At 69.3% G+C, this 22,145-nt stretch carries 14 protein-coding genes and 2 rRNA genes; 11 read left to right on the plus strand and 5 right to left on the minus strand.

Annotated elements, in window-relative coordinates; genetic code table 11:
* Positions 1–376: 376 nt before the first annotated feature.
* The 3 genes from GA0070620_RS22975 to GA0070620_RS22985 all read left to right on the plus strand — a co-directional run bounded on the left by GA0070620_RS22975 (position 377) and on the right by GA0070620_RS22985 (position 4,493).
* A 23S ribosomal RNA gene (locus GA0070620_RS22975) occupies positions 377–3,487 on the plus strand.
* Between the two features lie 81 nt (positions 3,488–3,568).
* A 5S ribosomal RNA gene (rrf, locus tag GA0070620_RS22980) occupies positions 3,569–3,685 on the plus strand.
* A gap of 184 nt (positions 3,686–3,869) precedes the next feature.
* Positions 3,870–4,493, plus strand: coding sequence for an NADPH-dependent F420 reductase (locus tag GA0070620_RS22985; protein ID WP_091599224.1), 624 nt, complete (start codon positions 3,870–3,872; stop codon positions 4,491–4,493).
* A gap of 75 nt (positions 4,494–4,568) precedes the next feature.
* Here the strand turns inward: GA0070620_RS22985 and GA0070620_RS22990 are convergent, their stop codons facing one another.
* On the minus strand, positions 4,569–6,383 hold the full coding sequence (locus GA0070620_RS22990; RefSeq protein ID WP_091594095.1) for a VanW family protein: 1,815 nt from the start codon (positions 6,381–6,383) through the stop codon (positions 4,569–4,571).
* A 180-nt stretch (positions 6,384–6,563) separates the two neighbouring features.
* Here GA0070620_RS22990 and nudC point away from each other — a divergent pair, with 180 nt between their 5' ends.
* A complete protein-coding gene (nudC, locus tag GA0070620_RS22995; protein WP_091594097.1) occupies positions 6,564–7,484 on the plus strand; it encodes an NAD(+) diphosphatase in 921 nt (306 codons plus the stop codon).
* A gap of 71 nt (positions 7,485–7,555) precedes the next feature.
* Positions 7,556–8,284 carry an FkbM family methyltransferase gene (locus tag GA0070620_RS34090; protein ID WP_197677478.1) on the plus strand — a complete coding sequence of 243 codons (729 nt, stop codon included), beginning with the start codon at positions 7,556–7,558 and terminating at the stop codon, positions 8,282–8,284.
* On the opposite strand, the gene GA0070620_RS23005 is transcribed toward GA0070620_RS34090, so the two are convergent.
* Positions 8,253–9,533 (minus strand): lipopolysaccharide biosynthesis protein, encoded by a 1,281-nt coding sequence (locus tag GA0070620_RS23005; RefSeq protein ID WP_157741694.1) that lies wholly within the window; start codon positions 9,531–9,533, stop codon positions 8,253–8,255. The two genes, GA0070620_RS34090 and GA0070620_RS23005, sit on opposite strands and share 32 nt — an antisense overlap.
* A gap of 216 nt (positions 9,534–9,749) precedes the next feature.
* Here GA0070620_RS23005 and GA0070620_RS23015 point away from each other — a divergent pair, with 216 nt between their 5' ends.
* The 3 genes from GA0070620_RS23015 to GA0070620_RS32795 all read left to right on the plus strand — a co-directional run bounded on the left by GA0070620_RS23015 (position 9,750) and on the right by GA0070620_RS32795 (position 12,384).
* Entirely contained in the window at positions 9,750–10,490 is a 741-nt protein-coding gene (locus GA0070620_RS23015; RefSeq protein WP_091594103.1) for a class I SAM-dependent methyltransferase, read from the plus strand.
* 76 nt (positions 10,491–10,566) lie between these two features.
* Complete coding sequence (locus tag GA0070620_RS23020) at positions 10,567–12,189, plus strand: hypothetical protein (protein ID WP_231921924.1); 1,623 nt, start codon at positions 10,567–10,569, stop codon at positions 12,187–12,189.
* A 36-nt stretch (positions 12,190–12,225) separates the two neighbouring features.
* Positions 12,226–12,384, plus strand: a complete 159-nt coding sequence (locus tag GA0070620_RS32795) for a hypothetical protein (RefSeq protein WP_157741696.1) — start codon at positions 12,226–12,228, stop codon at positions 12,382–12,384.
* Here the strand turns inward: GA0070620_RS32795 and GA0070620_RS23025 are convergent.
* Complete coding sequence (locus GA0070620_RS23025; RefSeq protein WP_091594105.1) at positions 12,369–13,559, minus strand: glycosyltransferase family 4 protein; 1,191 nt, start codon at positions 13,557–13,559, stop codon at positions 12,369–12,371. The two genes, GA0070620_RS32795 and GA0070620_RS23025, sit on opposite strands and share 16 nt — an antisense overlap.
* Positions 13,560–13,754: 195 nt before the next feature.
* On the opposite strand from GA0070620_RS23025, the gene GA0070620_RS23030 reads away from it, so the two are divergent.
* Positions 13,755–17,900, plus strand: a complete 4,146-nt coding sequence (locus tag GA0070620_RS23030; RefSeq protein WP_172836482.1) for an alpha-(1->3)-arabinofuranosyltransferase — start codon at positions 13,755–13,757, stop codon at positions 17,898–17,900.
* Here the strand turns inward: GA0070620_RS23030 and GA0070620_RS23035 are convergent.
* On the minus strand, positions 17,792–18,988 hold the full coding sequence (locus tag GA0070620_RS23035; protein WP_091594109.1) for an acyltransferase family protein: 1,197 nt from the start codon (positions 18,986–18,988) through the stop codon (positions 17,792–17,794). The two genes, GA0070620_RS23030 and GA0070620_RS23035, sit on opposite strands and share 109 nt — an antisense overlap.
* 134 nt (positions 18,989–19,122) lie before the next feature.
* On the opposite strand from GA0070620_RS23035, the gene GA0070620_RS23040 reads away from it, so the two are divergent.
* Complete coding sequence (locus tag GA0070620_RS23040; RefSeq protein WP_172836483.1) at positions 19,123–20,277, plus strand: DUF3068 domain-containing protein; 1,155 nt, start codon at positions 19,123–19,125, stop codon at positions 20,275–20,277.
* A gap of 69 nt (positions 20,278–20,346) precedes the next feature.
* On the opposite strand, the gene GA0070620_RS23045 is transcribed toward GA0070620_RS23040, so the two are convergent.
* Positions 20,347–21,090 carry a class I SAM-dependent methyltransferase gene (locus GA0070620_RS23045; protein ID WP_157741697.1) on the minus strand — a complete coding sequence of 248 codons (744 nt, stop codon included), beginning with the start codon at positions 21,088–21,090 and terminating at the stop codon, positions 20,347–20,349.
* A gap of 441 nt (positions 21,091–21,531) precedes the next feature.
* Here GA0070620_RS23045 and GA0070620_RS23050 point away from each other — a divergent pair, with 441 nt between their 5' ends.
* Positions 21,532–22,101 (plus strand): DUF6230 family protein, encoded by a 570-nt coding sequence (locus tag GA0070620_RS23050; protein ID WP_377520917.1) that lies wholly within the window; start codon positions 21,532–21,534, stop codon positions 22,099–22,101.
* Positions 22,102–22,145 lie beyond the last annotated feature (44 nt).

A 22,145-nucleotide genomic window follows, 5' to 3' on the forward strand; every position in this document is an offset into this window, starting at 1 on the left:
TAAGGAGCACCATCCGTCGAAGGACGGTATGGAGCCCGCGACCTGCGAATGTCGGGTCGGGGTGCTCATTGGCGGAGACACTGGCGAGTCTTTCCCTGGCAACGGCTGGGTTTCTTCTAGTACGGCCACCGTGTGTGGTGTGGAACGAGGTCCTGGTGCGGCTGGGGGGGGATGTAGGGCACCCTGTTGGGTCCTGAAGGAACAACCGTTGGTTGTCTTTCAGAGCCGAAGCTCGAGGCCTGTGGGTCTTGGGGTTGGTTGCCAGGCATGGCCTGGTCTTGCATACCGCCGGCGGTTGTCGGGTCGTGGTGTGGGGCTTGTGGGTTGTGGGTTGGTCGTTTGTTGAGAATTGCACAGTGGACGCGAGCATCTTTGTGGTCAAGTTGTCAAGGGCGAACGGTGGATGCCTTGGCACCAGGAGCCGATGAAGGACGTGGGAGGCCGCGATAGGCCTGGGGGAGCTGTCAACCGAGCTGTGATCCCAGGGTGTCCGAATGGGGGAACCCGGCTGGAGTCATGTCCAGTCACCCACACCTGAACACATAGGGTGTGTGGAGGGAACGCGGGGAAGTGAAACATCTCAGTACCCGTAGGAAGAGAAAACAAATAGTGATTCCGTGAGTAGTGGCGAGCGAAAGCGGATTGAGGCTAAACCGGCTGCGTGTGATACCTGTCAGGGGTTGCGTGGTCGGGGTTGTGGGACCCCGCTGAACATGCTGACACGTGTTCGAGGAGTTACAAAGCCAGTGGCTAGTTGAACAGTCTGGAAAGGCTGACCGTAGACGGTGATAGTCCGGTAGGTGAAAGCTGCTGGTCTTCTGTGGGTGTTCCCGAGTAGCGGCGGACTCCTGAAATCTGCCGTGAATCTGCCAGGACCACCTGGTAAGCCTAAATACTTCCTGGTGACCGATAGCGGACGAGTACCGTGAGGGAATGGTGAAAAGTACCCCGGGAGGGGAGTGAAATAGTACCTGAAACCGTTCGCCTACAATCCGTCGGAGCCTTGCGGGGTGACGGCGTGCCTTTTGAAGAATGAGCCTGCGAGTTAGTGGCATGTGGCGAGGTTAACCCGTGTGGGGGAGCCGTAGCGAAAGCGAGTCTGAATAGGGCGATTCAGTCGCGTGTCCTAGACCCGAAGCGGAGTGATCTAGCCATGGGCAGGCTGAAGCGCGGGTAAGACCGCGTGGAGGGCCGAACCCACCAACGTTGAAAAGTTGGGGGATGACCTGTGGTTAGGGGTGAAAGGCCAATCAAACTCCGTGATAGCTGGTTCTCCCCGAAATGCATTTAGGTGCAGCGTCGCGTGTTTCTTGCCGGAGGTAGAGCACTGGATGGTCTAGGGGGCCCACAAGCTTACCGAAATCAGCCAAACTCCGAATGCCGGTAAGTGAGAGCGCGGCAGTGAGACTGCGGGGGATAAGCTTCGTAGTCGAGAGGGAAACAGCCCAGATCACCAGCTAAGGCCCCTAAGCGTGTGCTAAGTGGAAAAGGATGTGGGGTCGCATAGACAACCAGGAGGTTGGCTTAGAAGCAGCCACCCTTTAAAGAGTGCGTAATAGCTCACTGGTCAAGTGGTTCCGCGCCGACAATGTAGCGGGGCTCAAGCACACCGCCGAAGCTGTGGCATTCACATTTCAACCTCGCTTGGACTTGATTCCTTGTGCAGGTGTGTGGATGGGTAGGGGAGCGTCGTGCCGGGGGTGAAGCAGCGGGGTGACCTAGTTGTGGACGCGGCACGAGTGAGAATGCAGGCATGAGTAGCGAAAGAAGGGTGAGAAACCCTTCCGCCGGATGACCAAGGGTTCCAGGGCCAGGCTAATCCGCCCTGGGTGAGTCGGGACCTAAGGCGAGGCCGAGAGGCGTAGTCGATGGACAACGGGTTGATATTCCCGTACCCGCGAAAGAGCGACCCTGATGAACCTCGTTGTGCTAACCACCCGAGTTGCCTGATGTCTTCGGACGGATGGTGGTGAGCGTGGGAACCTGGCGGGTAGTAGTCAAGCGATGGGGTGACGCAGGAAGGTAGCTGAGCCCGGCCGGTGGTTGTGCCGGGGTAAGCGTGTAGGCCGTGCCGTAGGCAAATCCGCGGCGCATATAGGCTGAGACGTGATGCCGAGCCGATTCAGGTGAAGTCAGTGATCCTATGCTGCCGAGAAAAGCCTCTAGCGAGTTCTTAGCGGCCCGTACCCCAAACCGACACAGGTGGTCAGGTAGAGAATACCGAGGCGATCGGGCGAACTGTGGTTAAGGAACTCGGCAAATTGCCCCCGTAACTTAGGGAGAAGGGGGGCCGGAGACGTGAAGCCCCGCGCGGGTGGAGCGTTGTATGGCCGCAGAGAGCAGGGGGAAGCGACTGTTTACTAAAAACACAGGTCCATGCGAAGAAGTAATTCGATGTATATGGACTGACGCCTGCCCGGTGCTGGAACGTTAAGGGGACCTGTTAGCTCTTTCGGGGGCGAAGCGGAGAACTTAAGCGCCAGTAAACGGCGGTGGTAACTATAACCATCCTAAGGTAGCGAAATTCCTTGTCGGGTAAGTTCCGACCTGCACGAATGGCGTAACGACTTCCCCACTGTCTCAACCACAGGCCCGGCGAAATTGCAGTACGAGTAAAGATGCTCGTTACGCGCGGCAGGACGGAAAGACCCCGGGACCTTTACTATAGCTTGACATTGGTACTCGAATTAGCTTGTGTAGGATAGGTGGGAGCCGGTGAACCATCAACGCCAGTTGGTGGGGAGGCAATCTTGAAATACCACTCTGGTTGATTTGGGTATCTAACTTCGGACCGTTATCCGGTTCAGGGACAGTGTCTGGTGGGTAGTTTAACTGGGGCGGTTGCCTCCTAAAGGGTAACGGAGGCGCCCAAAGGTTCCCTCAGCCTGGTTGGCAATCAGGTGTTGAGTGCAAGTACACAAGGGAGCTTGACTGTGAGACTGACAGGTCGAGCAGGGACGAAAGTCGGGACTAGTGATCCGGCACTTGCGTGTGGAAGCGGTGTCGCTCAACGGATAAAAGGTACCCCGGGGATAACAGGCTGATCTTCCCCAAGAGTCCATATCGACGGGATGGTTTGGCACCTCGATGTCGGCTCGTCGCATCCTGGGGCTGTAGCAGGTCCCAAGGGTTGGGCTGTTCGCCCATTAAAGCGGTACGCGAGCTGGGTTTAGAACGTCGTGAGACAGTTCGGTCCCTATCCGCCGTGCGCGTAGGATACTTGAGAAGGGCTGTCCCTAGTACGAGAGGACCGGGACGGACGAACCTCTGGTGTGCCAGTTGTCCCGCCAGGGGCACGGCTGGTTAGCTACGTTCGGAAGGGATAACCGCTGAAAGCATCTAAGCGGGAAGCTCGCTTCAAGATGAGGTATCCCACCACATTTTTGTGGGTAAGGCCCCCAGCTAGACGACTGGGTTGATAGGCCGGAGATGTAAGCCCGGTAACGGGTTCAGTCGACCGGTACTAATAGGCCGAGGACTTGACTACTAAGCTGCTACGCGTCCACTGTGCAACTCCCGACAAGCGAACAACAGACCCGGTGGGTGTTGTTTGATATGTCGATAGTGTTACGGCGGTCATGGCGGAGGGGAAACGCCCGGTTACATTCCGAACCCGGAAGCTAAGCCCTCCAGCGCCGATGGTACTGCACTCGGGAGGGTGTGGGAGAGTAGGACACCGCCGGACAATCGTTCCGTCAGGGCCATCCTCATCGAGGGTGGCCCTGACGCGTTTCCACCCCAAAAACCGCGACGTCGCGGACTCGCACCCCCGTTTTCCGGATCCCCTTCTTCGTCCTCGGTAGCGTCGGAGACGGGAGTCGAATGTCGGCGCCCCGCCGACGACAGCGGCCCGACGACCGGGGGTGGGCATGAAGATCGGGATCATCGGCTCGGGGCACATCGGTGGCAACCTGACCCGCCGCCTCCGGGCGATCGGACACGACGTGACGGTCTCCAACTCGCGCGGCCCACAGTCGATACAGGACCTCTGCCAGGAGACCGGCGCCCAGGCGGGCACCGTGGAACAGGCTGTCCGGGACGCGGACGTCGTGGTGGTGGCCGTGCCGCTGATGGCGGTGCCGGACCTGCCCGACGGCATCTTCGACGGCAAGATCGTGGTCGACGCCGACAACTACTACCCGGACCGGGACGGCGACATCCCGGAACTGCTGGACGGGACGTCGTCCAGCCGGTGGACCGCGGAGCACCTGCGCGGCGCGCGGATCGTGAAGGCGTTCAACACCATCCAGGCGCCGCACCTCTTGGAGAACGGCCGCGCCCCCGGCACCGCCGGCCGCATCGCCCTGCCGGTCGCCGCCGACGAACCGGACGCCAAACGGGTCGTCATGAACCTCGTCGACGCGCTCGGTTTCGACGCCGTCGACGGCGGATCCCTGGATGACAGCTGGCGGCAGGAGCCCGGCACGCCGATCTACCTGGCCGACCGGGACGCCGACGGCGTACGGCAGGGATTGGCGGAGGCACGGCGCTGAGGTCGTACGGCAGCGGAAAGCCCCGCCGGCGGCGGTGGCCGGCGGGGCGGGGACGCGCGGCGAGCGCGACGGACCTCAGGAGGGCTTGGGCCCGCAGATGTAGCGCGGCTCCGCGTCGTAGCGCCAGGTGAACTTCTCCCGCTTGACCACCTTGCCGTCCTTGCGGATGACCCGGTAGGCGTCCTGCGTGAAGCCGTCGATGCCGTTGGCCGGGATGCACGACGGGCCGGGCGTCAGGTGAATGGTCCGCGGCTTCGTGATGTTGCGGCGCGGGCTGTACTCCGTCTTGACGCTGTCGTAGATCTTCGTGCTCCAGATCGACACGGTGATCGTGCTGGCGGTGTACGACGTGTCGATCAGGACGCCGTGCGGGGTGTTGTTGCGGAACTTGAAGTCCAGGTCCGGCCAGAAGATGGTCGACTCGATGACCGCCGGGTACCGGTCGAACCAGTACGAGTGCGGCTTGTGCTCGACGTCCTCCAGCCCCGCGTAGTAGGTGGCGTTGAAGAGCGTCGTGGTGAACTGGGACGTGCCGCCGCCGACCCCCGGCACCAGCTTGCCGTCGAGGATCACCGGCGCGTCCCGGTAGCCCTGCCGGTAGCCCCGCTCGCCGGTGTGCCCGTTGAGCGAGAACGTCTCACCGGGCAGCACCACCGTGCCGTCGACCTTCTTGGCGATCGTGACGATGTTCTGGCTCCGCGGCGACGACAGCCCGCCGGTGAACCGGGTGGTGAACGAGGACACCTTCTCCTTGATGCCCAGCCCGTCCAGCTTCTCGGCGGTGACCTCCGGCTGCGCCGGCTTCAGCGTCGCGGTGACCTCCCGGCCGTCGGCCTTCGGCAGCACGGCCAGCAGGTCGCGGCCCAGGGCCGCCGCGTCCAGCTGCTGACCGGCGCGACCCGCCTCCAGGACCTTCGGCTTGCCGCCGGCGATGGTCATCCGCGCGTTCCGCGGCTCCACCTCGATGGCGGCCAGATCGTCGCCGAGCGCGGCGCGCAGCCGCTTGACGTCCACCTGCGGGGTCAGCTTGCCGGCGTCGTCGGCGGTGAAGCGAAGACTCTTGGCGATCGCCTTCGGCGGGACGGTCACCGAGCCCTTGTCGGTGCGCAGCGTCACCGGGGCCGCCACGGCCGGCTTCGCCAGCTCGTCGACCAGCCGGTCCACCTCCTCGGCGGTGGTCGCCGGATGCGACTCGACCAGCGGCACCGCCACCGGTTGCCGCTCCAGCCAGCCGGCGCGGACCACGTCCGCGGCCCGCTGCGGGTCCAGCGCGAGGCTGGGCTTCGGGTGGACGGCCTTCGGCGTCGTGCCGGAGAAGGTGATCGCCGGCATGGTCATCTTCCGGCCCTGGTCGCCGACGAGCGCCCGCAGCGCGGCGTGCAGCCGGTCCACGTCGACCGTCACCACCGGCTGCACCGAGCGGGAGCCGACCAGTCGGCTCACCGGGTGAGCGCTGGCGGCGGCTGCCGCGGCCACCGTCGCGTCCACGTCGACGCCGAGCCCCACCTCGGCGGGCACGATCTCGGCGGTCCGCTCCCCCACCCGGACGGGCAGGGGGGCGGCCAGCTCGGCCGCACGACGGTCCAGCTCCGCCCGCAGCTTCCGCGCGGCCTCCGCGCGGCTGTGGCCGCCGAGCTCGGCGCCGAGCACCGTCGTGCCGCGCGGCACGTCACCGGCGTACGCGTAGGCGCCCGCCCCGGCCACGCCACCCAGCACGGCGGTGGTGACCCCGGCGGCGAGCAGCAGCCGGAGCCGGCGGGACCGCGTCCGGGCCGGTGGGGGCGCCGCGGCGACCGGGGGTTCCGGGTCGTCGGCGGGCCAGGTGACCGCGGTGACCTGCACCGTGGGCCGGTCGTCGGCAGGCGGACTCTTCTCGCCGTACAGCGTCACAGCAACCTCGATCGGACCTCACGGACGGGGGCCCTCCCCGTGCGGAGGACACCTACGGTAACCAACGGTCCGGGGTGTCGGCAGCCGCCGTCCTCCGGTCGTGACGCGGCGTGTCGCGCGGTGTGTCGGACGGTGCGGGCCGGTGCCGGGTCACCGCCGCCGCCGTGGGACGGTAGCGGCATGCGATCCGACGAGCGGGTGCCGGCGTACGGCGGCGGCTGGCTGGACCGGGCGGGCCCGCTCCGGGCCGACCCGGAGCGGCTGGCGGCGCTGCGGGCCGACGCGCGCGCCACCGTACTGCCGCTGTGGCGGGACCGCTGCCTCGTGACGGCCGAGCAGGAGCCGGTACGGCTCGTCGGCCCCGAGGCCGCCCGGGTGCTGGCGGACGCGACCCAGACCGTATTCCTCGGCGTGGACGGCGGGGTGGGGGTGTTCGCCGTCGACCTCTCCGCACAGGCGGAGGCGGAGGCGGTGGCCCTGGCCGGAGCGGCGTCCACGGTCGACGTGCGCCACCTGGCCGGCCGGCTCGACCCGGCGGAGGCCGCCGCCCAGGCGTACGCGCGGGGGCTGCTGCACTGGCACCGGCACCAGGGCTGGTGCGGAAGCTGTGGCGCGCGCACCACGCCCCGGGACGGTGGGCACGTCCGGCAGTGCACGGGAGCCGACTGCGGACGGCTGCTCTTCCCCCGGATCGAACCGGCGATCATCGTGCTCGTGGAGGCGCCGGGCAGCCCCGGCCGCTGCCTGCTGGCCCGGCACGCCGGGGCGGCGGAGGACGCGTACTCGACGCTGGCCGGCTTCGTGGAGGTCGGCGAGAGCCTAGAGGACGCCGTCCGGCGGGAGATGGTCGAGGAGGCCGGGATAGCCGTGACCGGGCTCGCGTACCAGGGGTCGCAGGCGTGGCCGTTCCCCGCCGGCCTGATGGTGGGGTTTCGGGCGACCGCCGCCAGCGACGACGTGCGGGTCGACGGCGTGGAGCTGCTGGAGGCGCGCTGGTTCACCCGCGACGAGCTGCGGGCGCGGACGGCGGCGGGCCGACCGCTCGGGCGGATCGACTCGATCGACCGCCATCTCCTGGGGGGCTGGCTCGCGGAGGGTTGACCGCTGGTCTGTTGGGTCGCCGACGGATAGCCTCTCCATCCATGCCGACCTCGACCGGTCTGATGACTGCGGTGAGTTCCCGCGTTGCGGCGATGCTGCCGGAGCGGCTTGTCGCCGGCGCCGTCCGCGCCGTCTATCCGCGAGTGGAACCCGAGCTCGCGCGCCTGACGGAGTTCATGCCAGCCGGCGGGACCGCGATCGACGTCGGTGCCTGGTACGGGCCGTGGAGTCAGCGTATGCGCCGGCAGGCGGACCAGGTCGTGGCCCTGGAGCCGAACGAGGAGTTGGCGGACTGCATCGAGGCGGCGTTTCCCGAGGTGCGCGTCGTCCGGGCGGTGGCGTCCGACCGCGAGGGCACGGCCGAGCTGTACCGCCCGGAGGGCGGGCCGGCGGTCGGGACCTCGTCGGTGGAGTACGGCAGCGGAACACCGGTCACCGTTCGCCGTGTCACGATCGACGGGCTCGGTCTTACCGACGTCCGGTTCCTGAAGGTCGACGTCGAGGGCCATGAGCTACCGACCCTGCGCGGTGCGGCGGAGACGATCCTTCGGGACGGACCGGTCCTCCTGGTCGAGGTCGAGGAGCGAATCCAACCGGTCGGACCGATCATCGACCTGCTGGGTGGGTGGGGCTATCGCGGCTATGTGCTGCCGGAGCGGGAGTGGGTGCCGCTCGCCGACTTCGAGCTGGGCGCCCACCAGCGGAAGGCGATCGCGCGCGTCGGTCAGAGCCTCGTCCGACGAGTGGTCTGGCCCAGGCCGCGCTACGTCAACTCAGTGCTGTTCCGGCGGGAGGGCTGAGGGCGCTCGGGCCGGGTGCCGTGCGGGCGGTCCGGGGTGACCGAGCGACCACCGCGAGGGCGAGCGTCGTGGCCGCGGCGGCGGCGAGCGCACTCCACATGACACCCGTGAAGGTGTGCGGCGCGAGGAGCACGGCCCCGGCGGCGAGGCCGCCGGCCCCGGCCCACAGCGGCAGGGCCGGCCAGCGGACACCCATCGCGATCTGGGCGTTGATGAGCAGGAAGGCGAGCGCGTACAGCGCGCCGGTGGCGGCGAAGAACGGGGCGTAGCGCCCGAGGGACGCGTACGTCGGGCCGCCGACCAGGCGGAACGCGAGTCCGCCGGCCAGGGCGGAACCGGCTACGAGCAGGACGCCGCAGGTCGCGACGACGGCTAGGGCCGCCGTCCGGGAGGAGCCGTCGCGCCGGGCCATCCGCGGCAGCGCAAGCACCGTGACCACCTGCGGTGCCCAGAGCGCGCCCTTGGTGAGCACGGTGCCGACGGAGTAGGCGCCGGACTCCGCGGGCGGTAGCAGTTGCCGGGCCAGGATCAGGTCGGCGTACGAGGCCACCAGCATCGCCAGCGTGGCGCTGCCCGCCGTCGCGACCTGCCGCAGGCCGAGCGGCGACGGTCCGTTGCCGGCTTCGGCCGCGACGGGCGGCTCTTCGGTCACCTGTGCGCGGCGGTCTCTGGCGAGCATTTCCAACACGGGCAGAGCCAGAACGGTACCGACCAGTCCGGCGAGGAGCGCGCCGACCAGCCCGGCGCCGAGGGCGAGGGCGGCGGCCACGCCCGCGTACCGGCCGAGGGCCAGCACGGCCATGCCGGCTGCGAGCCGCAGGAAGCGCTGGTCTCCCTGGAGCTCGCCGAGCCGACCGGAGGCCAGCACGATCGCGAGGGTCGTGGCGACCAGCATGGCCACCACCACGAACGGCAGGTCGAGCATGGTGACGACCATCGGGGTCGCCGCCGCCAGAAGGACACCGGTGACGATCGTGGTGCGGCGGACGATCGGGGTGGTGGACGCTGCCGGATGGCGGGCGCGGTGCACGGCGATGGCCATCTGCAGGCCGGTGCCGGAGACCGCGGCGATGGTCACGAGCGCCTGGGCGGTGGCCAGCGCGCCGAGGTCGGCGACGGGGAGCAGACGGGCGCCGAGCATCGGAACCAGGTAGGCGAGACCGTTCGCCAGGGTCGCCGCGACCAGCACCGCGCCGCCGCTGAGGGCAACCCGGCGGGTGGCTGAGACGCGCGTGGGCATACCTGTCATGCCGGCCGCCGACTCCACTCCTCCCGGCGACACGGTCGAGGTGGGCGGTCGCCGGGCCATCAGGGTATCGGCGTACGGACGGTTCCAGGGGGCGGAGTCCGACCCTGTCGGCCGGTCGACCGGGGCGGTGGACTCCGCTAACGTCTGCCGGCAGGGCGGCGCCGGTCGGCGTGCCGCTTCCCTGCCGGTGCTCGCCAGGACCCTCAGGAGCCGCGCGTGAACCCTCCCGTAGCCCACCGTGCCGACCTGGCCCGGTCGGTGCGTCTGTTCCGCGCGTTCCGGCTGGAGCAGACCGAGCCCGATCTCTTCTACGGCATGCTCGCCGCCGACACCGTCGCGCAGCTCCGCGGCTACACCCCGCTGGCCGGGGCGGTCGTGTTGGACGTGGGTGGTGGCGCCGGTTACTTCGCCGACGCGCTCAGCGGAGCGGGCGCAAGGATCATCTGCGTGGACTGCGACGCCGGCGAGATGTCCGCCCGGGACGGCGCTCCGCCGGCCGGCGGTGTGCTCGGCAGCGCGCTCGAGCTGCCGGTCCGCAGCGACTCAGTTGATGTCTGCTTCTCGTCCAACGTGCTCGAACACGTGCCGCGGCCGTTCGACATGGCTGACGAGATGCTGCGGGTCACCCGGCCCGGCGGCACGATCTTCCTGTCGTTCACCAACTGGCTCTCGCCCTGGGGTGGCCACGAGACGTCGCCGTGGCACTATCTCGGCGGACACCGGGCCGCCCGACGCTACGAGCGCAAGCAGGGGCGCCGCCCGAAGAACGTGTTCGGCGAGAGCATGTACGCGGTCTCGATCGCTGACACCCTGCGCTGGGCACGCCGCCAGACAGCTGCGGAGATCGTCGACGTTCTGCCGCGCTACCTGCCGCGTTGGGCCCGAGGGATCGTCCGGGTGCCCGGCGTCCGCGAGGTCCTCACCTGGAATCTGGTCGTTGTCCTCCGCAAGCGCTGACCAGCGAGAGCCGGCGCCGACAACCACGGCACGAGCGTCCGGCGGCCGCCGGTTGCGCCTACACGTCGCCGCCGCCGTGACCACCCTCCTCGTGCTGGCCCCACTGGTCCGGCCCGGATACGTGCTCCGGTACGACATGGTCTTCGTGCCGCGTCAGCCGCTGCGCTGGGACCTGATCGTCGCGGCCGACGGCCTGCCGCGCGCGGTACCGCAGGACGCGTTGGTCTCGCTGCTCAGCTCGCTCGTACCGGGATGGCTGCTTCAGCGGGTCGTGCTCGTCGCGATCGTATGGCTCGCCGTGGTCGGCGCCGGGCGGCTGGTGCCGGCGCGGCGGGAGCTGACCCGTCTGGTGGCGGCAATCGGCTACGGCTGGACGCCGTTCCTGGCGGAGCGGCTGCTACTGGGGCAGTGGGGACTGTTGCTGGCATACGCCGCGCTGCCCTGGTTGGTGCGGGCGACGATCGGTGTCCGTGAGGGGCGATCGGGGGCGCTGCCCCGGCTGATTCTGGCGGCGGCCGTCGCCGCGGTCACGCCCACCGGCGGGTTGCTCGCCCTGGTGACGGTGCTGGTGCTGTTGGCCGGGCGGAGGGTCGGCCGACACGTGCTCGCCGCCTGGGCTGCCGTGGTGGCGCTCAATCTGCCGTGGGTGCTGGCAGCGGTGGTGACGGCTGCCGGAGGCCGTTCCGCCCCGATCGGAGTGGCGGCGTTCGCGGCCCGCGGCGAGAACTGGGGCGGCCCGCTGGTGGCCCTGGCCGGTACGGGCGGCATCTGGAACGCGTTGACGACCCCGGCCAGCCGGGAGTCGCCGCTTGTTCCCGTCGTCACGGGCGGGCTGCTGCTCCTGGCGGTGATCGGCTTTCCGGTGCTGCGCGCCCGTTGGCCGGCCGGCTGCGCGGACCGTGTGGGGCTGCTCGCCGTGGGCTCGTTCCTGGGCGCCGCGGTGGCCGTGCTGCCGGGCGGACAGGCCGCGCTGCGGTGGTTGGTCGCGGAGGTGCCGGGGGGCGGGCTCGTGCGGGATGGGCAGAAGCTCCTCGTGCCGTACGCGCTCTGCCTGGTGCTCTGCGCCGCGCTCGGTGGTGAGCGCGTCGCGTCCCGGCTCGCGCCGCCGCGGGACCGCCTGGTGCTGGTCGGGCTGCTGCTGCTCCCGATCGCAGTTCTCCCCGATCTGGCCCACGGTGCGGCCGGCCGGTTGCAGCCAGCCCGCTACCCGCAGGAGTGGGCGGCGGTCCGTGCGGTGGTGGCGGCGGATCCCGGGCCGACCCTGGCGCTGCCGATGAGCATGTATCGGGCGTATCGCTGGAATCGCGACACGGTGGTGATCGACCCGTTGGCGCGGTATCTGCCCGCCGAGGTGGTCACCGACGACGTCCTCGTCGTGGGCGACCTGGTGGTGCCTGGGGAGAGCGGGCGCGTCAGCGAACTGCGGGACGCGCTCGCGCACGGCCGGTCGCTGGCCGGCACGGAGCTGCGGTGGGTGGTCGTTCAGCACCGCTCCGGCGGCACGCTCGTGCCGGGCGTGCTCGACGGGCTCACAATCGTCCACAGTGGTCCGGAGTTGACGCTGTACCGGAATCCGACGAGTTCGGCGCCGGCGCCGCCGCCGGTCGGCCGATGGCTCGCGGTGATGGGTCTCTGTGTCGCACTGATCGTGGTCATCTCGGCCGCTGGGAGCCTGTTGCGGCGTCCTACTGCGTGGTAACGTGCCGCCACGCGTGTCGATGGAGGAGGGTGCACCATGCCGAAGCCGCTCACCTTGATGATGGCTGCGGTGGTCGGAGCGGCGCTGGCGGTGTTGGCGTTGGGCGCCGTCACCCAGCAGCTCGTCGTCTCGTCGGGCACTGCGGCGAGCCAGGCCGACGACAACGCCGACCCGGAGTTCTACGGCGCTCGTTGATCGCGGGACGGAGTCGGCGCGAGACCGTCGGTAACCGCTGCGACCAGCGCGGCAAAACGTTTTCCAGAAGTGGCCCAGGTGAAATGGGCGGCGTGTTCCTGCGCCGCCTTTCCCATCTCGTGTCGAAATTGGTCGTCGCTCAGCAGCCTGCGCACCTGAGCGATGAAGTCCGGCGTGTCATCGGCGAGCAGACCCGTTTCTCCGGCCACGATTGCCTCGGTAACACCGCCGGCTTCCCGAAACGCCACGGTGGGAGTTCCGGCGGCGCCGGCCTCGACAATTGTCAGACCCCATCCCTCCTTCAGCGAGGGAGTCAGTGCGACCCATGACGAGCACAGCAGTCGTTGTTTTTCCGCCTCGTTGACGAAGCCGGCGAATTGCACCCGGTCGTGGATACCCAATTGGGTTACGCTGGCGCGCAGTTGCGTCTCCCACCAGCCCTGCCCCGCGACGACCAGACGCAGGGCGGGGAAGTCGACGGCGAGCTGTGCGACCGTCTCCAGTGCGATCTCCACCCGCTTGTGCGGTACGAGTCGGCACAACACCAGCAGTGACGGATGTGGCGTACGGAGAGCGGCGCCCTGCGTGATCTCCGGTGTGCCGTTGTAGATCACCTCTACCCGCGACGGGTCCACACCGAGCCCGCCCAGCTCCTGACGGGTGGCCGCGGAGACGGTCACGTACCTGCAACGACGGTAGACGCGACCGGCGAGACGCGACTCGATCCACCAGCCGATCCGCGCGCCCCACGAGCCAAGCACCACCGGCCACTGCTCCCGGTGCACGTGGTGGACGAGGATGAGAACCGCGCACCGGGCGTAGAGCGGCGAGAGGAAGGGCAGCCCGTTGCAGACGTCGACGATCAGATCGGGACGCCCCAGCGCGCGGCCGGCGAGCGGGCCGAGGCCCGCCCGGCCGGAGAGATACAGCAGAGCCGCCCATAGGTAAACCGTGTGCCGGCCGCCCCGACGGAGGATTCTTAACCCCTTCGCCGTTGTATCTTCGCGGGGCGCTCCATCATGGCTCGCGCACAATAGTGTCGAGCGGTGCCCGTGCGCAATCAACTCTTCGGCGATGCGCTCGACATAAACTTCCGAGCCGCCGCCCTCGGGATTGCGCGTGTCACGCCAGTTGAGGAACAGTACGTGCCGTCCGGGGCCGTCTAGGATCTGCACCGCTGCTCCTACTGCCGAGTAGTGTTCGCGATCGCGCCACCTTAAGGCGCTCGCGTCCGAACCCGCAATGGGTTGACGTGTCCGTCCGACATGGGCCCGGCAGGCGGCACCAGACGGGAGAGAAGCGAGATGCGCGACGCGGCGCAGCGACAGGGTGAGTCGACGCCCGGTCGCGTCACGACGGCGATATGGCGATTGCGAACGGTATCGGTCTGCGTCGCGCTCACCGCCCTGGCGTTTCTCCAGGAGCCCGGCAAGATCGTGATGGACACCAAGGTCGACCTGGCGATCAACCCGGTCGCCTGGCTCGAACGCTCGATGCACGTCTGGAACCCGGCCGCGTCATTCGGCCAGCTCCAGAACCAGACGTACGGCTACCTGTGGCCGATGGGACCGTTCTTCGCCGTCGGCGACGCGCTGGGCATGCCCGCCTGGGCGGTGCAGCGCCTGTGGTGGGCGCTGCTGATGTGCGTCGCCTGCGTCGGGGTGATCGTCCTGGCCGAACGACTCGCGATCGGCACACCAGCGGCCCGCATCATCGCCGGCGTCGCGTTCGCCCTCTCCCCGCGGATCATCACCGAGCTGGGTCCGATCTCGGTGGAGGCATGGCCCAGTGCGATCGCCCCCTGGGTGCTCGTTCCCCTGGTCGGGCTGGCCCGAGGGGTTCCACTCCGACGCGCCGTGACGCGGTCCGCGCTCGCGGTGGCGTGCGCCGGTGGTGTCAACGCCACCGCCGTGCTCGCGGTAGTGCCGTTGGCGGTGCTCTGGATGGCGATGCTCCAGCCGCTGCGGCGCCGGTTCACGGCGATCGCCGCCTGGATGCTGGCGGTCGCGCTCGCGACGGCCTGGTGGCTCGTGCCGCTCCTGGTGCTGGGGCGGTACAGTCCGCCGTTCCTCGACTACATCGAGACCGCGCCGGTCACCACTCGGGTGACCGATCTGGTCACCATCCTGCGCGGGGCCTCCCACTGGCTCGCCTACGGACGATCCTGGCCGGCCGGGGCGCAACTCGCCCTCGACACGGCACCGATCATCGCCACCCTGGTGGTCGCTGGGCTGGGCCTGGCCGGGCTCGCCCGGCGCGGCATGCCGCACCGACGGTTCCTGATCGCCGGCCTGCTCGTCGGGCTGGCGCTGGTGGGCCTCGGGCATGTCGGCGCCGTCGACGGACTCTTCGCCGAGGCCCAACGATCATTCCTGGATCACGCCGGCGCTCCCCTGCGCAACGTCCACAAGTTCGACGTGGTGCTCCGGCTGCCGATCGTGCTCGGCCTCGCCCACCTGGTCGGCGTGTTCAGCCGCGCCGCCGCGGCAGCCGGTGGACGGTGGCACGCGTCGCGCCGTCGGGCGCTGGTGGTGCGGGCTGTCGCGCTCGCCGGGGTGGCGGTCGTTGCCGGACCCGCTCTCGCCGGCCAACTGCCGATCCGGGGAAGCTTCGAGAGCGTTCCGAGCTACTGGCGGGAGGCCGGGGCGTGGCTCGACGGCAACCTCGGACGTGACCGTGTGCTGGTGGTGCCGGCGGCCCGCTTTCCCGACTACCAGTGGGGAAGCCCGGCAGACGAGATCACCCAGCCCTTGTTGAAGAGCTCCTGGGTGGTGCGCAACTCGATCCCCCTGGCGCCCCCCACCACCATCCGCCTGCTCGACGCCGTCGAGTCGGCGACGGCCGGCGGTGCCGGCTCGCCGGGCCTGGCCGAGCTGTTGTCCCGGTCCGGTGTGCGGTACCTCCTGCTCCGGTCCGACTTGGACTACGGCGCGGCCCGAGCCGCGCGGCCGCTGCAGGTGCGGCAGTCCCTCGAACGCTCGCCCGGTCTTCGCCCGGTTGCCGCCTTCGGGCCGTTGCTCGGGGGCGACCAGGCGTACCGCGACCAGGGACTGGATGTGCCCACCCGGGCCCTGCAGGTGTACGAGGTCCAGCGAGTCGTCCAGCCGGTGGTCGCGTATGACGCCAGCGCCCTCTCGACCGTGGTCGGCGGGCCGGAGTCACTCCTCGACGTCGCTGCCGCCGGACAGCTCGGCTCGGCTCCCACCGTACTCGCCGGCGATCTGCCGGACGGGCGAGCGCTCGGGCCGGTGGTGCTCACCGACGGGATGCGTCGCCGCGAGGTGTCCTTCGGCCTCCTGCACGACAATGCCTCCGCCACGACCGAAGCGGACCAGCGCTCGCTGTTGCGGGCCGTCGCACGTGACTACCTGCCCGACTGGGGCGACGCGTACGCGACGACAGTGCGGTACGAGGGAATCCGCGGTGTGACCGCCTCCAGCGCGTGGTCCCAGGTGCATCCGCTGACCGGGTCCCGTCCCGCACACCAGCCGTACGCTGCGATCGACGGCGATCCCACGACCTCGTGGCGCACCGCGCCCACCGCACCGGTCCGGCAATGGCTCGAGGTCGAACTGGCCAAGCCCATGGAAATCCCCGAGGTGCGCCTGCGATTCGACAGCGGGGCAGACAACATTCCCACTCGCGTCAGCGTCCGAGCCGGAGCCGAGCACGTCACGGTCGACGCCTTCGAGCCGACGCTCACCGTGCGTCTGCCCGGGGTGCTGGCGACCACGCGGGTGCGGGTCACCATCGAGTCCGCCCTGAACGTGCGCGCGGGGCAGGGCCGCGTGGGAATCGCGGAGTTGGAGATCCCCGGTGTGCGAGCTGCCCGCACGCTGGTCACGCCCCGGTCGCCGGAGACCGATCAGCCGGCCACCGTGGTCCTGGCCGCGGCACCCACCGTCGACTCGTGTTTCTTCGTCGACGGCGTTCCGCGCTGCGGGACCGGGGTGAGTCGTGCGTCCGAGGACGGCACCCAGATCGACCGCACCGTGCACCTGCCGACCGCCGGCGCGTACACCACGGCGGTCTGGGCACGTCCCCGGCCGGGGCCACAGCTCAACGCCCTGCTTGACCGGGAGGTCGCCGAGGAGTGGCCGCTCAAGCTGCCGCCGCGGATCACCGCCTCCTCCACCGGCCTGCCGGACCCGGCGGCACGGCCCGGCGCCGTCATCGACGGCGATCCGGCGACGGCCTGGATCCCTGCCGCCGAGGACAACAGCCCGTGGCTGAAGCTCAACTGGCTGACCACCCGCACCATCAGCGGATTGCGATTCACATCCGCGGAGTCCGTCGCGCGGGCCCAGCCCTGGCGGGTAACCGTCCTCGGTAACGGGGGCGTACGCAGCGGGACCGTCACCAAGGACGGGCTGCTCCGTTTCGATCAGCCGCTGCGCACCGACGAGATCACCATCCTGTTCCGGGCGTCGACCTCCGCCCGGGGCTACGACCCGTACCGGCTGCGGACCGAGCGGCTGCCGATCGGCATCGGTGAGGTCGCCGCACTCCCGCTGAGCCCGCAGATCGGTGTGCCGCTGGACGAACCCGTGACGCTGCCGTGCGGCAGCGGGCCGACGGTGCACGCGGCCGGCGACGAGATCTCGACAACGGTCACCGCGACCAGGCGCGAGCTGCTCGAACTCCGCGAGGTACGAGCGACCCCGTGCGGCAGGGGACGTCCCGACTCCCTGCAACTGCCGGCAGGAGAGGCACGGGTGATTGCCACCGGGACTGACCTGGTCGCGCCGACCCGGCTGGTTCTCGAACCGGCGGGCGCGGCTGCCGGTGTTCCGGCCCCGACTCCCAGCCCGGTGCGGATCACCTCCTGGTCGGAGTCGGAGCGGCGGCTCCAGGTGACGGCGAACCCGGGTGGCACCGTGCTCGCCGTCCGTGAGAACACCAACCCCGGCTGGCGTGCGACGGTCGCCGGGCAGGCTCTGGCCCCGATCGTGATCGACGGTTGGCAGCAGGGCTGGCTGCTGCCCCCGGGCGTCGGTGGTGAGGTGACGCTGCGATTCACGCCGGACCGCGCATACCGCGTGGGAATGGCGACGGGTGCGGTTCTGCTCGGCGCCCTCCTGCTGCTCGCCGTCCTACCGGACCGGCGGTCTCCGGGAGGGCCCCCACTGCCGGCCGGGCGTCGTCGCCGTGGCCGCGCGCTGCTGCCCGCGCTCGTCGGCGGCGCGGCCCTTCTGGTTGTCGGCGGGCTGTGGCCCGTGCTACCGGCGGTCGGTGCTGTGGTGGTGCCGCTGGTTCTCGGTCGACTCGCTCCTCACCTGCACAGCAGTGAACGGCGAACGCTGCGCCGGGTCACCCGATTGATGGCCTGGCTCCTTCCGGTCGCCTGCTTCGGGGCGGCGGGCTGGCTCTCAATCGCGGATCCCTTCCGGCACACGTCCGCCGCACCTCAACTGGTCGCGCTGACCGCCGTGGTGGCCCTCTGGTGGTCGATCTTGCCGGGCCGGCGAGGGACCAGCACGGAGCCCCACCTCAGGATCGGCCGCTCCAGGAGGTAGTAACTGGCGGCGGCGAATCCGATCGCCCCGAGCACGGTGAGCAGGAAGATGCGGATCGGATCGCCGGTGAAGTAGGGCCTTCCCTCGGCTCGGTAGATCAGGTCGAGCACGAGGGGGTGCCAGAGAAACATGCCGTAGGAGAGGGTGCCGAGCCACCGTACCGGTCGGCTGCCGAAGGCCAGGGAGAGCAGCGTGTTCGGTCCGAACACCAACGGAATCATGACCATCACGGCGACGACGACGTAGAGGCCGAGCTGCGTCGCGAACTGCCCGGCGGTGGGAGCCGCGAGCCCGCGCGGCCCCGTAACCGGGGTGGTCGCCACGGCGAGCAGCCCGAGCGCGATGCCCCAACAGGCGAGCGGGGCAGATCCGAGCTGCTCGAAAACCTGCCAGGAGCGGGGCGCCGTCGTGGTGCGCAGGGCGACGTGGATCGTCGCGAGGATGATCCCCGCCGCGAACCACATGGCGTAGGACGGGAACCACATGATGTGCAGGCCGGTGTCGAGCAGGCCGGCGCTCATCGCGGCGATCCAGCCGGCGGTGACCAGCAGCCCCGCGCTGGCGAGGGTGACGGTGCGGGCGGGCCGCCAGCGTCGGCCCACGAGCGCGGCGGCCAGGAACGGCAGCACCAGGTAGAAGATCACCTCGGTGGCGAGGCTCCAGGTCTGGCCGAGTCCGCGCCGGATCTGACCGTGCTCGTAGATCTGCGTGAAGGTGAAGTGCCGGAGCCAGTCGCCGAGGGGCGCGACGCCGTGCTCCGGCAGGAAGGTGAGGCAGACGATGACCGCCAGCCAGTAGGCCGGCAGGATGCGGAGGGCGCGTTTCCAGTAGAAGCGCCGGGCCCCCGGTGCGGTCGAGCCGAGCGCCGCGGCGCGCGCCCAGGGCCGGAACAGCAGGAAACCGGAGAGCACGAAGAAGAGCGCGACCGCGAAGTCCATCATCGCTATCCAGCCGCCCCAACTCTCCCGGGTCGTGACCCCCGTGATGAACCCGACGTGCTGGGCGATCACCGCGGTCGCGCCGAGCACCCGTACGCCGTCGAGGGCGGGAAGCCGGGGCAACGCAGGAGCGGAAACGGCAGTGAACATCAGACTTCCCGGGGGTCGCGGAGAAAGGTGACTGGAGAGTAACGTGCCGGCTTGCCACGGACGTGTGGCGCGTCACACCGATGTTTGCGCATGACTGCCGGGCGCCTTTTCGCCCTGTCGTTCGAGGAGGGTCAGTGAAGAGGATTGTCGGCGCCACGTTGGTTGGCCTCGGTGTTCTGTTGGTCGTCGCTGCTGCGGGGCTGCCGCTGTACGTAGCGCCCGCCGTCAGTCAGTTGCCGTACGACCTTGAGCGGTCGACGTCTGTGGCCGAGTCGGCCAGCGCGGAGTTTCTTCAGATCAAGTCGGGCGTGCCGAGCGTGGAGCGAGGTGGTCTGCGGTCCGTCGTCGAGGTGATTCCCCAGGCGAAGGCCACCGAGGAGAAGATGACCGGCGACCTCGAGGGCAAAGCGGTCGTCTGGGACGTCTACCAGACGGTCAAGCGCGCCGACGACGGTATGGCGATCAGCCAGTACAGCACCGAGCTCGCGGTCGAACGTCGCAGCGGTGCCGCGGCGAAGTGGGACGGAGCATGGCTGAAGGACGGGACCGAGCAGCCGGCGAACTATGCGGGCCAGGTCTACAAGTTCCCGTTCGGCACGGAGAAGAAGGACTACCCGGTCTATGACCGCGACCTGCGCCGTGCGGTTCCGGCGCAGTTCAAGGAGGTCACCAAGGTCCGCGGCGTCGAGGTCTACCGCTTCGAGCAGACCATTTCCGAGGAGCAGTTGCCGCTCGCCGAGGCGAACCTCAAGTTGCTGCTGTCCCGATTCGCCCCCGAGGCGACGACCGGGCGACTGATGTACAGCAACACCCGCTCGTTCTGGGTCGAGCCGGTCACCGGCTCTTATGTCGACCTGCGTGACCAGCCTCGCAAGGTGCTGGTGCCGGACGTCGGCCCGCAGACGGTGGTGCTGGGCGCCGACTTCCGGTACGACGAGAAGACTCAGATCGACAGCGCGAAGCGGGCGGCCGACAACGCCGCCGCCATCAAGCTGGTGCGGCTCTGGGGCCCGCTGGGTCTCGGCCTGCTCGGGCTGGTCGCGATCGTCGGCGGTACGTTGCTTTCGCTGCGCGGCTCTCGCCGGCCGGGGGCGGCGGTGGCAGCCGCGGGGACCGGGCCAAGCGTCGTTGAGCCCGTGGGCGGCGGCGGGCACACCGGCGCCCACCGCGTCGCGGACGACGCGGCGGAGAAGCCGTCGGACGGCGCGGCGTCCGCTGACGCCGACGATGCGCGGACCGCGTCGCTGCCGGAGCAGCGGCCGCCGGCGGAGCGCCCGGCGACGCGCTGACGTCGCGGTCTCCGCCGCTGCGGGTACGAGGATCGGTGGGCCCGGGTATCCCCGGGCCCACCGCCGTTTCTAACGCTTCGCAGCCAGCACGACGAGGATCGAGGCGAGTGACGGGACTCGGCACATGGCCGTGTCCAGCCAGGCCATCGCCGAGGGCACTCCGTGGAATCCGGCACCCCGGAGGGTGAGTGGCTCGAATCCCTCGCGCCGCAACAGGTCGACCAGCGCGGTCCGGTTGAACAGGCGCAGGTGGCCGACGGGAATGGTGTCGGTCTTGAGGCGGCGCAGCGGACCGACGCCGACCTCGGTCGATCGCGTGGACGTCTCGTAGAAGATCGGCTGGATGCCCGCCAGGAAGAGCGCGCGGTTGTACCAGGCCTGCAGGTTCGGCGTGGTGAGGACGAGATGACCGCCCGGACGCAGCACGCGGGCGCACTCTTCCAGCATCCGGTCCGGGTCGTACAGGTGCTCAAGCACCTCGCCCGCGTGTACGAGGTCGACCGAGGCGTCCGGCAACGGGATGCCCTCACCGAGATCGCACCGGTGGAACTCGTACGGCAGGGCGGCCGCCCGGGCCAGTTGGTGCTCCGAGTAGTCGACGCCGATCCACCGAACGTCCTGTCCGGGCAACGTCGCGGCGAGATGAGCCAGGAAGCTGCCGTCACCGCAACCGACATCGAGCACGGTGGGAAGCGGTTCGGCCTGCTCGGCGAGCACCTTCGCGACCAGCTCGGTCGCCACATGCTGGCGTTGCCGCAACGGGGGCGACTCGTTGCCCCAGCCCTGCGGACCGTAGTAATCGATCAGCGGCACGCCGCAGAGCATAACCGTGAGTGGTCTTCATGTGGGTTGACCAAATGTTGCCCCCCCGTCCCCGGTTCGCGACGCCCGCGGACCCGTTCGGGTAAACCGCAGTTGGCGGCGGGCTTCGTTATTGGAACGTTATTCATCGATGTCTCGATGACCGTCGGTAGTGGATCCTGCGGTTGATGGTCCCGATTTGTGGGGGTAGCTGGCTATTGCTTCCTCGGCCCCACCTTGCGTCGAGTGACATCGCCGCAACCCCGGGTGGGCGCATGGTTACCGACTAGTAACGCGGGGGTTGTGACCTCCGCCGCAGGAGGTGCACCATCATGCTCGTTCGTTACCAGCCGGTAACAGCGACGGGCCTGACCCGGCGTACCACCTGAGGAGGAAGCCGTGAAGGAACACCTCGACCAGCCGGGGCGTACCCGGTGGCGGCGGTTCGCCGCGATGATGCTGCCCGCGACGGCCGCCGTCGGCGCCATCCTGTTCGGCATGTCGAGCGGCGCCATCGCGGCCGACGTCACCGTCTCCGGCCAGACCTTCAAGATCGGTGCGGAGCGCCTGGAGGGCGACGGCTTCAAGCAGTACGGCGGCATCGTCCGGGAGAAGGGCAAGGACGGGAAGCCGGGCGCTGTCCACCCGGTCGCCCTCTCGGAGATCGCCTCCGCCGACCTGTACGACCTCTGCCAGTCCGTCCGCGCCGACCTGCCCGGGCTGCCGGTCGTGCTGACGATCAACGCGGGCCAGGGCAAGGAGCCGGCCCGGGCGAAGGACCTCCTCATCGCGATGGACAGCCTCGGCGGCAACGCCACCTTCACCAACATCCGGATCGGCCGGGACGCCACCGACCTGAACCCGACCGCCCAGGCGGGCTCGTTCGGCCAGAACTCCGACCACGTCACCATCACCGACCTCCAGCAGGTGTCCCGCTACACGACGGCGGCGACCTTCAACCTGACCGGGCTGCGGTTGAAGGTGAACGTCGGCGACGACGCGAAGGGCAAGGAGTGCTTCTGAGCTGAGCGGCCGGTCCGCGGCGGTCGCCGGCCGCGGATCCCGCC

The organism is Micromonospora krabiensis, assembly GCF_900091425.1.
GTDB lineage: Bacteria > Actinomycetota > Actinomycetes > Mycobacteriales > Micromonosporaceae > Micromonospora > Micromonospora krabiensis.

What these genes read in the sequence shown, in the direction of transcription:
- GA0070620_RS23035 (WP_091594109.1), bottom strand. Translation starts at nt 18,988, where the DNA reads ATGTTCACTGCCGTTTCCGCTCCTGCGTTGCCCCGGCTTCCCGCCCTC.
- GA0070620_RS32795 (WP_157741696.1), top strand. Translation starts at nt 12,226, where the DNA reads ATGCCGAAGCCGCTCACCTTGATGATGGCTGCGGTGGTCGGAGCGGCG.
- GA0070620_RS23050 (WP_377520917.1), top strand. Translation starts at nt 21,532, where the DNA reads ATGATGCTGCCCGCGACGGCCGCCGTCGGCGCCATCCTGTTCGGCATG.
- GA0070620_RS22985 (WP_091599224.1), top strand. Translation starts at nt 3,870, where the DNA reads ATGAAGATCGGGATCATCGGCTCGGGGCACATCGGTGGCAACCTGACC.
- nudC (WP_091594097.1), top strand. Translation starts at nt 6,564, where the DNA reads ATGCGATCCGACGAGCGGGTGCCGGCGTACGGCGGCGGCTGGCTGGAC.
- GA0070620_RS23005 (WP_157741694.1), bottom strand. Translation starts at nt 9,533, where the DNA reads ATGACAGGTATGCCCACGCGCGTCTCAGCCACCCGCCGGGTTGCCCTC.